The sequence below is a fragment of the Novosphingobium sp. NFX11 genome, from assembly GCF_057376415.1.
On sequence record NZ_CP080384.1, the window covers coordinates 282506 to 297017 of the forward strand.

At 66.9% G+C, this 14512-nt stretch carries 8 protein-coding genes and 4 pseudogenes; 7 read left to right on the forward strand and 5 right to left on the reverse strand.

All coding sequences use genetic code 11. The annotated features are described in order from the left end of the window. Positions 1 to 168 precede the first annotated feature (168 nt). The 5 genes and pseudogenes from KZO24_RS01400 to zwf all read right to left on the reverse strand — a co-directional run bounded on the left by KZO24_RS01400 (position 169) and on the right by zwf (position 7983). Positions 169 to 2980, reverse strand: a pseudogene (locus tag KZO24_RS01400) (phosphoenolpyruvate carboxylase). Next, positions 2980 to 3606, reverse strand: coding sequence for a bifunctional 4-hydroxy-2-oxoglutarate aldolase/2-dehydro-3-deoxy-phosphogluconate aldolase (eda, locus tag KZO24_RS01405; protein WP_271184555.1), 627 nt, complete (start codon positions 3604 to 3606; stop codon positions 2980 to 2982). Before eda ends, KZO24_RS01400 begins: the two are co-directional and overlap by 1 nt. Next, positions 3606 to 4583, reverse strand: a complete 978-nt coding sequence (locus tag KZO24_RS01410) for a glucokinase (RefSeq protein WP_271184556.1) — start codon at positions 4581 to 4583, stop codon at positions 3606 to 3608. Before KZO24_RS01410 ends, eda begins: the two co-directional genes overlap by 1 nt. Beyond that, positions 4580 to 6394 (reverse strand): phosphogluconate dehydratase, encoded by a 1815-nt coding sequence (edd, locus tag KZO24_RS01415; RefSeq protein WP_271184557.1) that lies wholly within the window; start codon positions 6392 to 6394, stop codon positions 4580 to 4582. The genes KZO24_RS01410 and edd overlap by 4 nt, the downstream gene beginning before the upstream one ends. A 145-nt stretch (positions 6395 to 6539) precedes the next feature. Then, positions 6540 to 7983: pseudogene (gene zwf / locus KZO24_RS01420) on the reverse strand (glucose-6-phosphate dehydrogenase). A gap of 313 nt (positions 7984 to 8296) precedes the next feature. Between zwf and KZO24_RS01425 the strand changes: the two are divergent. The 7 genes and pseudogenes from KZO24_RS01425 (at position 8297) to pstA (ending at position 14510) form a co-directional block, all read left to right on the forward strand. Continuing rightward, positions 8297 to 9286, forward strand: coding sequence for a sensor histidine kinase (locus KZO24_RS01425; protein ID WP_271184558.1), 990 nt, complete (start codon positions 8297 to 8299; stop codon positions 9284 to 9286). A 184-nt stretch (positions 9287 to 9470) separates the two neighbouring features. Then, complete coding sequence (locus KZO24_RS01430; RefSeq protein ID WP_486486745.1) at positions 9471 to 10787, forward strand: porin; 1317 nt, start codon at positions 9471 to 9473, stop codon at positions 10785 to 10787. Continuing rightward, positions 10669 to 10929 carry a hypothetical protein gene (locus tag KZO24_RS01435; protein WP_486487201.1) on the forward strand — a complete coding sequence of 87 codons (261 nt, stop codon included), beginning with the start codon at positions 10669 to 10671 and terminating at the stop codon, positions 10927 to 10929. The genes KZO24_RS01430 and KZO24_RS01435 overlap by 119 nt, the downstream gene beginning before the upstream one ends. Before the next feature lie 114 nt (positions 10930 to 11043). Continuing rightward, a pseudogene (locus tag KZO24_RS01440) lies at positions 11044 to 12092 on the forward strand (substrate-binding domain-containing protein). Positions 12093 to 12256: 164 nt separating this feature from the next. Next, positions 12257 to 13630 carry a phosphate ABC transporter permease subunit PstC gene (gene pstC / locus KZO24_RS01445; RefSeq protein ID WP_271184561.1) on the forward strand — a complete coding sequence of 458 codons (1374 nt, stop codon included), beginning with the start codon at positions 12257 to 12259 and terminating at the stop codon, positions 13628 to 13630. Beyond that, positions 13623 to 13727 (forward strand): annotated as a pseudogene (locus KZO24_RS01450) (phosphate ABC transporter permease PstA); the annotation flags it as partial. The gene pstC and the pseudogene KZO24_RS01450, both read left to right, overlap by 8 nt. Before the next feature lie 21 nt (positions 13728 to 13748). After that, a complete protein-coding gene (pstA, locus tag KZO24_RS01455; protein WP_486487202.1) occupies positions 13749 to 14510 on the forward strand; it encodes a phosphate ABC transporter permease PstA in 762 nt (253 codons plus the stop codon). The last annotated feature ends 2 nt before the right edge of the window (positions 14511 to 14512 follow it).

Genomic DNA, 14512 nt, shown 5'->3' on the forward strand with positions numbered 1-14512 from the left:
TTTCGCCGATAGCGCGGTAGCTGGATCAGCAAACCGACAGCGCGGCGTAAGCAGCGACGCTCCGGCACCAATTGCTCGATGGACCCTGAAACGAATTCAGGGTGACGGGGGCGTTACAGGTGTGGGAGGGCGTGGTTCCGGCTCGTGAGCCACACCCTCAAATCCCCGTCACCCGTGCGCGCCGAACTCGTTCGCCAGCGCGGTGGTGATCCGCAGGCTCAGCGCATAGGAACGCGCGATCGGGTCGATGAAGTCCTTGTGGATCTGCGCATAGCCCGTCGCGCTGGAATCCGGGTAGTCGCTGGGGGCGTCCACCGCGAAGTCGCTGATCGAGGGGAAATGCACCGGGAAGGCGCGGCGCAACTGGGCCAGGCCGTCCTCGACGCGCAGGGTGAAGAACATCTCCAGCACGTCGTCGCGGCTGATGTCGTTGGCGCGGCTGAACTGCGGCGTCATCACCGAGCGCAGGAACATGTGCTGGAACAACGCGATGCGCAGCGCATGGAGCACGCCGAGCGAACGGCGCGTATGCTCGCGGTCGGCCTGCGGAGCCTCGTCCGGGACGAGATCGAGCAGGCGGTGCAGCTTCAGCGCATCGACCCGCAGGCGCGAGGCGAGGCGACGGTAGACGCCGGCGCGGTCGTCCTTGGTCAGATACTCGGCCAGCTTGAGGCAGGCGTCGGCGATGTTCTCCTCACCGCCGCGATAGGGGCGGCTGGCCCAGTAGGCCGAGTTGAACAGCTCGCCATAAGCCGAGACGGTCTTGATCGAGGCGAGCGCGTTGGCGGCGCGGGCGAGACGCACGATCTGGCGACCACGCGCGGATTCTGCGCAGGAGCCCTGCGATTTCCTCGCGGTTGCCGTCCGCCGCGGTGCCGATGCCGGCGATCACGTTCACCGGGTAGCCCAGCTGCTGCAGAATCGCGTTGTGCGGGATCGCGCGGATCTGGCGCAGGTTCATCGAGCGGTCGGAGGCAAGGTCCGACTGGCGGCGCGACTTGCGGCTGCCGGTATCGTTCAGCAGCCCCAGCCCGAACGCGGTGATCGCGCGGCTGTAGGTCGAGCTTTCCAGATGCTCATGCTGAACCGAACGGATCGCGCGATAGAAGTCGAGGCTGAGGTCGGTGCGGCGATAGAACAGGTCCGTCGGCACGTTGACGTCGGCATCCCACAGCGGGCGCTCGGCCATCCGGGTGAGCGTGGCCAGCGCCAGTTCGTCCGAGCCGAACCAGAGGTAGCCGTCGCCGCCCTGGAAGCTGACTTCGGGCTCCAGCCTGATCCCTGCACGCAGGAAGCGGCGGCGGGCCCAGGGTGAGAGCTGCCAGTCGAACCGGTCGTCGATGCTGGAGGGGTGGCAGCCGCGACCCATCGATCTGCCGCCGGTGTTGAAGATCAGCGCGCAGACGTCGGACAAGCCGTTGGCGGCCATGGCTTCCGACAGTCGGCCCTGCAGGCGTTCGATGGCGAGCGCGGCAGGCACCTGACCGACGAAGCGGCCCGCGTCGGAGAAGCCGGTCTGGATCGAAACTCGGCCGCGCCGCCTTGCGTAGTCGCGGTAGGCAGGCTCGGCGAGAACGGCGTCGAGGAAGCGGCCGCCGTGTTCCAGCGCGGTCTCGGTCTCGAACAGAGGCGAGACATCGACCTTGTCGTCGATCCCGAACATCCGCGCGAAGTAGAGCGCGGCGAGCACGGTGGTCGGCTCCTCGCACTCGGCCACCAGCATGCGGATCGGCGCGTCGGCGTCGATGTGGCCGAGGATCTGCGCCATCGCGAGGAACTGGCGCACGGCGGTGCTGTTCTCGATCGCCAGCGCCGCGAAGTTGGACTTGAGCGGCTTCACTTCGGCCAGCAGCTCGCGCATCCGCACCAGCGCGGCCTGGCTGGCAAGGCTGAGCTTGCCATCCGGATCGATGCGGCGGCGGATCGCATTCTGCAGCTGCGAGGCATTCACGCGGAAGTGGATGCCGCCCATGCCGAGGCCGTCGGCGCGCATCGCGGCGGCGGTGACGAGGAGGGCGCGCGCCTGCTCCTGATCGGCGTGGCGGGCCTCGTCCTCAAGCCGGGTGATCACGCCTTCGAGGCTGATGATCTTGTCGGCGTGCTCGGCGGTGAGGCCGTTGGCGGCGGCGGACAGCGCCTCGGGATCGGTGAGATCCTGCTTGAAGGCAGCGACGGCCTCTGCCGTGTGGGCGTGGGCGCGGGAGAGCTGCGCCGCGATTTCCGGTGCGGCCTGCTCCAGCGCTTCGGCGTAACCGGCCAGACGTTGGGCCTTTTCCTCAAGCCGGTAGCGGATCGAGGTGGACCACGAGATGTCGGTGCGGCCGTCCATGTCGTAGCCGACCCAGTGGGCGAAGCGCACCGGCATCGGGTTCAGGCCCTTCCAGCGCTTGGGCCAGCGGGCGGCGGCAAGGTCGAACAGGCGGGCGTTGATGCGATCACGCGCCTTCTGGCCGCGTGCCATCGCCGCCATCGCCGCGTCATGCTCGGAATCGAGCGTGATCGTGTCGCGAGCGGGCGAGGCGACGCAGACCGAGGCTACGCTGAAATCGCCGTTGGAGGCGGAGGTGGTGACGGCTTCGGTCTGCGCGGCGGTCAGCAGGAAGGTCGGGTGCGCGGTGAAGACGACATGCGCCGCCGGGCGCTGCCAGCGCACGGCGAAGGCGGTGAAGTCGTCGTCATCGGCGGTCTTTTCGGCAAGGGCGTCAAGCGCCTTGTCGTTCTCCGCGATGGGCATGGTGCCCAGAATGCGGTCGAGCCGGGAAGCGCGGGCGCGCAGCCCCTCGCAGTCCATTTCGGAAACGAGCGCCTCGATGTCGTCGAGAGACATCTCGCCATTTTCCAGTGCCCGCGACAGTTCCAGCCCAAGCTGGAACACCGGGTTGAACAGCGGCGTCACCGCCGTGAGCTTGTGCAACTCCTTGAGGCGGGCGTCGAGAGCATCGACGGTGCCCAGCGCCAACTGGCCCGACCCGGCCGCCATCAGCGGGCGAGGCCCGCTGCGAGGCGTGCTTCGGCCTCGATCCTGGCGACGTCCGGCTTGCCCTTGGGGACCATCCAGCTGCCGCCGACGCAGATCACCGCGTCCAGCGCCAGCCATTCGGGCGCGTTCTGCGGAGTCACGCCGCCGGTCGGGCAGAACTTTGCGGCCATCAGCGGGGCCGAGATCGCCTTGAGCGCGGGCGGGCCGCCGGCTGCCATCGCCGGGAAGAACTTCAGGCGATCGAACCCGCATTCCAGCGCGAACATCACGTCGCTGGCGTTGGCGGTGCCGGGAAGGAAGGGGATCTTCGACTTGTAGGCGGCTTCGGCCAGGTTCGGCGTCAGGCCGGGCGAGACGATGAATTCGGCGCCCGCGTCGATCGAGCGCTTGAGGTCGTCCGGCGTCAGCACGGTGCCGGCGCCGACGACGGCGCCGGGAACCTGCTTCATGATCCTGATCGCCTCGATCGCGCATTCGGTGCGCAGCGTCACCTCCAGCGCGGGCAGGCCACCGGCGACGAGCGCTTCGGCGATCGGCAGGGCGTGCTCGATGTCCTCGATGACCAGCACCGGGATCACCGGGGCGAGGCGCATGACCTTTTCGACGGCTTCGGATACGGTAGTCATTACTGGAGGTGCTCCATTGCGAATGCTGCCGCCGCGCCGAACAGGCCGGGCTGCGGATGAGTGATGAGCTTGACGGGCAGGGTGGCCATCAGGCCGGCGAAGCGGCCCTTGGCGCGGAACCTTTCGGCAAAGCCCGAGGTCTTGATGGTCTCGCGGATGCGGTAGCCAAGGCCACCGGCGATGACGACGCCGCTCGCGCCCTGCGCCAGCGCGCAGTCGCCCGCCGCCGCGCCCAGCGCGAGGCAGAAGCGGTCCACGGCGGCGACGGCAAGGCTGTCCGTGCTCTCTGCGGCGGCGGTCCAGATCTGCACGTCGGTCAGTTCGTGGATGGCCTTGTGCTCCATCGCGGCAAGCGTCGCATAGATATCGACGATACCGGGGCCGGAGACAATGCGTTCCACCGAGACGCGGGTGTGGCGCTTGCGCAGGCGGGCGAGGATCGCGTCCTCGATCAGGTCGAGCGGGGCGTAGTCGGTGTGGCCGCCCTCGGTCGCCTGGACGTGGTAGTTGCCCTTTCCATCGCGGTAGAGGTGCGCCACGCCAAGGCCGGTGCCGGGGCCGAGGATGCTGAGCGTGCCCGATGCGGGCAGTGCCTCGTCCGGGCCGGTCAGATAGAGGAAGTCGCTCTCGTCCGCGCAAGCGACGGCGTGGGCGACGGCCGCGAAGTCGTTGATGATGGTCTGGCGCGTGGGGCCAAGCATCTCCTGGATCTTCGCGGGGCGCAGGATCCAGGGGTTGTTGGTGAACTTGATGACCTCGTTGCCGACCGGGCCTGCCACCGACATGGCGACGGCATCGGGCAGGGTGCCGCCGTTCATGGCGCGGAACGCCTCCCACGCCAGCTGGAAGCTGCCGTGGTCCTTGGTGTGCAGCGTGGCGGGTTCGCCAAGCGTGATCCGGCCGTCATCGCCGATGGTGGCGATGGCGAAGCGGGCATGGGTGCCGCCGATGTCGACGGCTACGATTTCCGTCGTCACAGCCCGGCAACCTCCAGCATCGACGAGCCGCCGTGTTCGGCGCTAGACGCGTTGATGCGGAACATCGCGAAGAGTTCGCGGCCGGTGCCCATCGCGGGCGGCGGGGTCGGCGCGGGTTCGCGGCCCGAAAGGTCGGCGGTGGTGGAGATCGTGCCGTCCTCTGCCGAGAGACGCACGATATCGCCATCGCGCAGGTACGCCAGCGGGCCGCCTGCGAAGGCTTCAGGGGTGACGTGAATGGCGGCGGGCACCTTGCCCGAAGCGCCCGACATGCGCCCGTCCGTCACGAGCGCGACCTTGTGGCCGCGATCCTGCAGGACGCCCAGCGGCGGGGTCAGCTTGTGCAGTTCGGGCATGCCGTTGGCGCGCGGGCCCTGGAAGCGGACGACGACGATCACGTCCTTGTCCAGCTCACCGGCCTTGAATGCCTTCGCCACGCCTTCCTGATCGTCGAACACGCGGCACGGGGCCTCGATCGTCCAGCGTTCGGCATCGACCGCGCTGGTCTTGAAGGTGCCGCGGCCCAGGTTGCCGTCCACCAGACGCATGCCGCCATCGGGCAGGAACGGGTTGGAGACCGGGCGCAGCATCGTGTCGTCGCCGCTGACCGCCGGGGCGGGGGTCCAGCCGAGTTCGCCGTCCACCATCACCGGTTCGTCCGCGTAGGCGCTCATGCCGCCTTCGGCCACGGTCAGGATGTCCCGGTGGGCGAGGCCGCTGTCGAGCAGCTCGCGGATCACCCAGGCCATGCCGCCCGCCGCGTGGAAGTGGTTCACGTCGCCCGAACCGTTGGGATAGGCGCGGGTGATGAGCGGGACTACCGACGAAAGCTCGTCCACGTCCTGCCAGTCGATCAGGATGCCGCCCGCGCGCGCCATGGCGGGCAGGTGGATCGCGTGATTGGTCGAGCCGCCGGTGGCGAGCAGACCGGCGATGGCGTTGACGATCGCCTTCTCGTCCACGACCTTGGCCATCGGGCGATAGTCCTCGCCCTTGCGGGTCATCGCCGCCAGACGGTGCGTGGCCGAGCGGGTCAGCGCGGTGCGCAGCGGGGTGTTCGGCGGCACGAACGCTGCGTTCGGCATGTGCAGGCCCATCATCTCCATCATCATCTGGTTGGAGTTGGCGGTGCCGTAGAAGGTGCAGGTGCCCGGCGAGTGATAGCTGGCGCTTTCGCTGGCGAGCAGTTCCTCGCGGCCGACCTTGCCTTCGGCGTAGAGCTGGCGGACCTTCTGCTTCTCCTTGTTGGAGATGCCGGTGGGCATCGGGCCGGACGGCACGAAGATCGCGGGCAGGTGGCCGAAGCGCAGCGCGCCGATGACGAGGCCGGGGACGATCTTGTCGCAGATGCCCAGCAGCGCCATGCCGTCGAACATCGCGTGGGACAGGGCGACGCCGGTGGACAGCGCGATGACGTCGCGGCTGAACAGCGACAGCTCCATGCCGTCGAAGCCCTGCGTCACGCCGTCGCACATGGCGGGCACGCCGCCCGCGACCTGGGCCGTGGCGCCCACTTCACGCGCGAACAGCTTCATCTGCTCGGGGTAGCGGCCGTAGGGCTGATGCGCCGAGAGCATGTCGTTGTAGGCGGTGACGATGCCGAGGTTGACCGCCTTGTTCCCGGCGATCGTCGCCTTGTCCTCGCCCGAGGCGGCGAAGCCGTGCGCGAGGTTGGAGCACGAGAGGAAGCTACGGTCGGAATGGCGGTCCGTCTCGCGGGCGATCATGTCGAGATAGCGCGCGCGGCTGTCCTTCGACCGTTCGATGATACGGTCGGTGACGCGCGCGACCACCGGGTGGAGGTTGGTCATGGTCTACTCCTGGTCTTTCGCGACATCCGGCTTCTTCCCGCCCCGCATGTGCGCGGGACGGTAACCGGTGTCAATCGCTATATTCCGGCCCGCATGGGCCTGCTCAAGCAAACTTCGGTGCTGGCACGAGGTCACTCGTGCCCACTCATTCGTGCCAAGTTACTCCGTCGCGTTCGGCGAGGGCGATCGCGGCGGACGGCCCCCAGCTTCCTGCAGTGTAAGTCTTGGGCTCCTGCGCCTGTTCCTCCCAGCCGGAGCGGATCGCGTCGATCCATTCCCATTGGGCTTCCACTTCGTCGCGGCGCACGAACAGGGTCTGGTCGCCTTCGATGAGGTCGAGCAGCAGACGTTCGTAGGCGATGCGGCGCTGGTGGTCGGCGAAGGCGTCGGGGCGGGTGATCGCCAGCGGCACCGAGCGCAGGCCGTAGCCGTCACGGTCCAGCCCGGGCACCTTGGCCATGAGCGAGAGGGTGATGTTCTCTTCCGGCTGGATGCCGATGACGAGGCGGTTGGGCACCGTCTTCGCGCCGCGGCCGTGGAAGATCGAGTGCGGCACGTCGCGGAACTGCACGACGATCTCGGTCGTACGCTTCGGCAGGCGCTTGCCGGTGCGCATGTAGAAGGGCACGCCCTGCCAGCGCCAGTTGTCGATGAAACCCTTGATCGCGACGAAGGTTTCGGTGTTCGAGATCCTTGCCGAGTTCTTCATCATAGCCGGGCACGGCCTTGCCGGTGATCGCGCCTGCGCGGTACTGGCCGGTGACGGTTTCCTCGGGCTTCACCTTGCGCAGCGAGTGGAGGACCTTGACCTTCTCGTTGCGGATCGAAGTGGCATTGTACGAAACCGGCGGCTCCATCGCCACGAGCGCGAGCAACTGGAGCATATGGTTCTGCACCATGTCGCGCAAGGCGCCGCTGTCGTCGTAGTAGGCGACGCGCGATTCGAGGCCCACGGTCTCGGCCACGGTGATCTGCACGTGGTCGATATGCGCGGCGTTCCACAGCGGCTCGAACATCAGGTTGGCGAAACGCAGCGCCAGGATGTTCTGCACCGTCTCCTTGCCGAGATAGTGGTCGATCCGGAAGATCCGGTCCTCGGGGAAGGCGCTGGCCACCGCATCATTGATGACCTTGCTCGATGCGAGGTCCACCCCGAGCGGCTTTTCGAGCCCGATGCGCACGTTGCCGCTGGCAAGGCCGCTCTTCTCCAGACCGTGGATGGTCGGTTCGAACAGGCTGGGCGCGGTGGACAGGAAGATCGACAGGCCCTGCTTCGGGGTGCCCACTTTCTCGGCCAGAGCGTGAAAGCTGTCGATGTCATTGGCGTCGAGCGGCTGGTAGCTCAGCCGGTTGAGGAACTGCGCCAGGCTGCCTCGGCGACCGGCGGGCAGGAACTGCTCCAGCGATCTGCGCGCGAAGTTGCGGAAGCCCTGGTCGTCCATGTCCGACCGGGCCGTGCCGATAATTTCGATATCAGGACCCAGCAGGCCTTCCGCGTCGAGCGCGCAAAGCGAAGGGAGGAGCATCCTGCGTGAAAGATCGCCCGTGGCGCCGAAGAGGAGCAGGCGATCGGAAGTGAATTGCGTCACGGTACCCTTTCCACCGGACGACCGCGCTCCTCCTCGCAGCCGTTGATGATTGTTCTCAAGGCTGCACGGCGTCATGTCCACTTGTGGGCGGACCGCCATGCGGTTGCGCCATAACAAAGGCCGCCGCCGAGCGCTAGGGCGCTGAAGGCATGCAAGCACGTTTTCCAAACTCGCCGAGGGGCGAATGGACACGGAAATGTCATTTCCGGCGTTGGTGAATACGAATGTTGCAACAATAGTGTCTTGGAACCATGTCACGCGCGGATTTGAATCTTCGGTGCACACCCACCGCGACCTCAGGAGCATTACAGGCATGAGCATCGAGGGCGTCCACCTCCTCGAACATCTCCAGACCCCCGCGATGATGATCGTGCGGGGGCAGGTGCGCTTCGCCAACAGCGCGGCGAAGGCACTGCTGGGCGCCCATATCGTCGGGCAGGACGTGCGCATCGCCATTCGCGAGCCGCGCGCGGTCGCCGCGATCCTCAGCGACGAGGGCGGCTCGGCGCGGGTGAAGGGGCTGTCCACCGGCGGGTCGGTATGGGAAGTCGACTGCAAGGTCGTCGGCCTCTACGAGCGGCTGGTCAGCCTCTACGACTTGTCCGAGCGAGTCAGCGTGGCCAAGTCCCACGCCGACTTCGTCGCCAATGCCAGCCACGAACTGCGCACCCCGCTCGCCAGCGTCATCGGCTATTGCGAGACGCTGATGAACCCCAAGGCGGGCGGCGACGAGGCCTTGCGCAACCGCTTCCTGGGCACCATCCGCCATGAGGCGCAGCGGATGCAGGCGCTGATTTCGGACCTCATGTCGCTTTCGCGCATTGAGGCGGTGAAGCACGAGGCGCCTTCGGACACCGTCGATGTCGTCGCACTGGCGCATGAAGTGGCAGGAGAGTTCAAGGGCACGATGGAAGTCCATGTCCGGGCCAACCAGTCCGAAGCGGTCATCGCGGGCGATCGCGGCCAGCTTTCGCAGGTCCTGCGCAACCTCATCGACAATGCGCGCAAGTATGCGAAGCCCGAAGGCCCCGTGGAAGTTTCTGTGGAGGCCGCCAGCACCGGCTGGGTGCTCGTCACCGTGCGCGACGAGGGCGAGGGCATCGGCCCCGAACACCTGCCGCGCGTGACCGAGCGCTTCTACCGCGCCGATACCAGTCGCAGCCGCGCGGTGGGCGGAACCGGGCTGGGCCTGTCGATCGTCAAGCATATCGTCGAGCGCCACCGCGGCCGCTTCGACATCGAGAGCCGGCAGGGCGTAGGGACGACCGCCTCGCTGATGCTGCCGCTGCGCGCGGAGGGCTGATCGCGCGGGGGCCGGTGTTGCCCCCATCCGGCTAACTCGCTTCGCTTGCAAGCTTTCCGCCCCTCCCGCTTGCCGGAGGGGTTGGAGTGGGAAGCTTGACGTCATCAAAGTGTCATTCGATGGACATATTCGCGTCATCGAAATGACGCGAATCCTGAACCCAATCGTGATGCAATCCGCAGCCATGCGAAGATTGCCCGTTTCCGCCATAGCGCTCGTCGTCGCCCTGGGCTGGGTTTCCCCGGTCCTAGCGCAGTCCGCCGATTCGGTCACCCAGGCCGACCTCGCCGCCATGCGCGCGCAGATGGAGGCGATGGCGCAGCGCATCACCTCGCTCGAAGGGCAGCTTGCGGCGGCGAAGGGCTCGGCGTCGCAGATCGCGACGCCGCTTCCGAATGCGGCCGCGACGCCGGTTCCGGCTCTCGCGGCAGGGCCGGCCACGCCCGCTGAGGCTCCTCCGCCCGCCCCGGCAGCCAGCTCGATCCCGGCGAAGCTCGCCAAGACCGCGAGCGGCATCAAGCTGCGCGGCTACACCCAGATGCGCTTCAACGAGATCATCTCGGGCGACAAGGACGCGCCTTCAGGCCGCTCGCGGCTGCGGTCGGTGCAGGACGGCAGCATCGGCCCGGACAGCAACTTCTTCTTCCGCCGCATCCGTCTCGTGATGCAGGGCGACCTCGGCCACGGCGTCTCGTTCTACCTGCAGCCCGATTTCGCCAGCGCAGTCAACAACCAGACTTCGGGCGAGCGGCGCGACAACTTCCTGCAGCTGCGCGATGCCTACGTGGACGTTGCGCTCGACAAGGCGCAGCGCCTCAAGGTGCGTTTCGGCCAGTCCAAGGTGCCGTTCGGGTGGGAGAACCTGCAGTCCTCCTCCAACCGTGTGCCGCTCGACCGCACCGACGCGATCAACGCCGGAGTGCCTAGCGAGCGCGATCTCGGCATCGTCGCCTACTACACGCCCGACCGCGTGCAGGCGATCTGGGACGAACTGGAAGCGGGCGGGCAGAAGCTTTTCGGCAATTACGGCGCCTTCGGCTTCGGCGTGTTCAACGGGCAGGGCGTCAACCGGCAGGAACGCAACGAGAGCCTGATGTCGGTGGCGATGGCGACATGGCCGATGCGGCTCGATGGTATCGGGCTGGACGGGCAGGTGCTCGAAGTGGGCGGCTCGCTGATGCACAACAAGGTGAAGCCGGAAGTGCGCGCGGGCGGGGTCACGGCGCAGAACTTCACCGAACGCCGCGCGGTGGCGCACGCGATCCTCTATCCGCAGCCCTTCGGCATCCAGGCCGAATGGACTTTCGGGCGCGGGCCGCAGTTCGATACCGGAACGCAGACGATCGAGATCGCACAATGCCAGCGGCGGCTACGTGATGCTGATGTACCGCGTGCCGGACTTCGGCGCGGGCCGGGTGATCCCCTATGCGCGGTGGGAACGCTACAAGGGCGGCTGGAAGGGGGCGGTCAATGCGCCGCGCCTCGATACCAACGACATTGAACTCGGCGTGGAATGGACGCCGGTGAAGCCGATCGAGTTCACGCTCGCCTATGCCCGCATGAAGCGCGCCGAGGCCGACGAACGCCGCGCCGGACAGGCCGAAGGCGACGTCCTGCGCGCCCAGATCCAGTGGAATTATTGAGGCCTGCGCGCAGGATTTTCGAGACACTCCCCATTTAGTCACGTTATTGACGCAAAAGTGTCATCAAAGACCAATAGGGGGCAGTTCAAGATCAAAGCCCAAGGGGGTTTACCAATGCGTTCGACCAAGACCTTCATTTTCGCCGCCGTCTCGCTTGCCGCGCTCAGCGCTTGTGGAGGTTCGGGCGGTTCCTCGGCCGGATCGCGCGATTTCGTGCGCGCCGTCGGTTCCTCGACCGTCTACCCCTTCGCCACCGCCGTGGCCGAGGGTTACGCGAAGGCGGCGGGCGTGAAGTCGCCGGTCATCGAGATCGACCGGCACCGGCGCGGGCATGAAGCTGTTCTGCGCCGGTGTCGGCGCCCAGCACCCCGATATCGAGGACGCCTCGCGCCGGATCAAGAAGTCCGAGTTCGAGGAATGCCAGAAGAACGGCGTCAAGGAGATCGTCGAGGTCCAGGTCGGCATCGACGGCATCGCCTTCGCCGAGATCGAAGAGCGGCCCCGGCTTCCAGCTGACCCCAACCGACATCTACAAGGCGCTGGCGGCCAACCCCTTCGGCAAGCCCAACACCGCGAAGACCTGGAAGGACGTCAATCCGTCGCTCCCCGCCGAGCCGATCCTCGTCTACGGCCCGCCCTCGACCTCGGGCACGCGTGACGCGCTCAAGGAACTGATCCTCGAGGCCGGTTGCAAGACCGATGCCGCCACCAAGGCGCTCAAGGACAGCGACAAGAACAAGTACGAGGCGATCTGCCACGACATCCGCGAGGACGGCCCTTACGTGGACGCCGGCGAGAACGACAACCTGATCGTCCAGAAGATCTCGCAGAACGCCAAGGCCATCGGCATCTTCGGCTACTCGTTCCTCGAAGAGAACCCGGACAGCCTGAAGGGCATCCCGATGTCGGGCGTGACCCCGACTTACGCGACGATCTCGGACTATTCCTACCCCGGCGCGCGTCCGCTCTACATCTACGTCAAGAAGCAGCACCTGGGTCCGATCAAGAGCCTGCAGGGCTACGTTGCCGAGTGGGTGAAGTCGTGGGGCGCCGACGGCCTCCTGCAGAAGAAGGGCATGGTCATCGCGCCCGAGGACGTGCGCAAGAAGAGCGCCGAAATCGTCGCGAACATGACCCCGCTCGATCCGTCCGAGCTGAAGTAAGAACCCACTACGGTGCTTCGATCCCTTGCATCGTCATTGCGAGCGGCGCAGCCGCGCGGCAACCCAAGGCAGGTGCAAACCGCCCTGGGTTGCTTCGGCCTGCGGCCTCGCAATGACGGCGTGGATGGAGCGCCCGGTATGAACAAGGGGCCGATGGGCCAGTCATGATACTTACCGGAGTTCTCCTGGCCGTCCTCGGCCTCGGCCTTGTCGGCTGGTTCGCCGCGCGCGGCCGGGCGCGGCTGCTCTATACCGGCCGGGGGTCGATGCACTCGATGCCCGCCTATCACGGCTGGCATCTGGCGCTGTGGATCGTCGTCCCGGCGCTGGTCGCCTGGCTGGTATGGCAGGCTGTGATGCCGGGCCTCGTCCAAGGCGCGGTCTTCGCCACCCCCGCCGCGCATGGCCTGCCTACCGATCCGTTCCAGTTGGGCGCCATCGTCGCCGAGGCGCAGACCATCGCCTCCGATCCGGGCGCCGTCGCCTTCAACCCGGAGGCGCAGGCGCTGGTCGAGCCGTTCCGCGCGGCGCAAGTGAAGTTCGGCCTGATCGGCGCGGTGATCGTGCTGATCGTCGCCTTTGCGGGCGGCGCCTTCGGCTTCACGCGCATCCGCCCGAACTTCAAGGCCCGCACCCATGTCGAGCGCTTGGTGCTGGGCGTGCTGCTGGCAGCCTCGCTGCTGGCGATCCTGACCACCTTCGGCATCGTCGCCTCGCTGGTGTTCGAGGCGGGCATGTTCTTCAAGGACGTGTCGCCGATCGCCTTCCTCACCGGCACCCACTGGTCGCCCGCGAGCACCATGGGCGACAACATCAACAACAACTTCGGCGCGGTGCCGCTGTTCTGGGGCACGATCTATATCGGCGCGATCATCGCCATGGTCGTCGCGATCCCGCTCGGCCTGATGAGCGCGATCTACCTGACCCAGTACGCCACGCGCGACGTGCGCAAGTGGGTGAAGCCGCTGCTGGAGATCCTCGCGGGCATTCCCACGGTGGTCTACGGCTACTTCGCCGCGCTGACCGTGGCGCCGCTGATCCGCGACTTCGCCGCCTCGCTGGGCATGGCCAACCCCTCGACCGAGAGCGCGCTGGCCGCTGGTCTGGTGATGGGCGTGATGATCATCCCGTTCGTCTCCTCGATGGCCGACGATGCGCTCGCCGCCGTGCCCCGCGCGATGAGCGACGGTTCGCTGGCGCTCGGCGCCACCCGTTCGGAGACGATCAAGAAGGTGCTGCTGCCCGCCGCTCTGCCCGGCATCGTCGCAGGCGTGATGCTGGCGATCAGCCGCGCCATCGGCGAGACGATGATCGTCGTCATGGCCGCCGGTGCCGCCGCCAACCTTTCGGCGAACCCGTTCGCCTCGATGACCACGGTGACGTACCAGATCGTCCAGATGCTGACCGGCGACCAGGAGTTCAACAGCCCCAAGACGCTGTCGGCCTTCGCGCTCGGCCTGGTGCTGTTCATCGTCACCCTCATCCTCAACATCGTCGCCCTGCGCGTCGTGAAGCGGTTCCGCGAAGCCTATGAGTAAGTCCGACTGGAATTCGCCCGAGGCGGTTCGCCGCCTCGCGAAGCGCCACGCCGCCGAGAAGCGCTTCAAGCTCGTTGGGCTCGGCGCGATCGTCCTGAGCCTCGGGTTCCTGGCGCTGCTGCTCGTCATCATGCTGAAGAACGGCGTCGCCGGGCTCGACTGGGACTTCCTGTCCGGGTCTGACTCGACCGATGCCACCACCGCAGGCGTGTGGGGCGCGGCCAAGGGCTCGCTGCTCACCATGCTGGTGACGCTGCTGCTCAGCTTCCCGATGGGCGTGCTCGCCGCGATCTATCTGGAAGAGTTCGCGCCGAAGAAGAAGTGGATCGAGTGGGTCGAGGTGTCGATCAACAACCTCGCCGCCGTGCCCTCGATCATCTTCGGCCTGCTGGGTCTGGCGGTGTTCATCAACACCTTCCAGATGCCGCGTTCCTCACCGCTGGTCGGCGGTCTGACGCTGGCGCTGATGACGATGCCGGTCATCGTCATCTCGGGGCGCAACGCGATCAAGGCCGTCCCGCCCTCGATCCGCGAGGCTGCGTACGGCATCGGCGCCAGCAAGGTGCAGACGACCTTCCACCACGTCCTGCCGCTCGCGCTGCCGGGCATCCTGACCGGCACCATCATCGGCATGGCCCGCGCGCTGGGTGAAACCGCGCCGCTGCTGATGATCGGCATGCGTGCCTTCGTCGTCACCCCGCCCGACAGCCTGACCGCCCCGTCGAGCGTGCTGCCGATGCAGATCTTCCTGTGGTCCGACGAGATCGACAAGGCCTTCGTCCAGAACACTTCCGCCGCCATCATCGTGCTGCTGGTCTTCCTGCTCGCCATGAACGGCATCGCCATTTACCTTCGAAACAAATTCGAAGTCCGCTGGTAGAA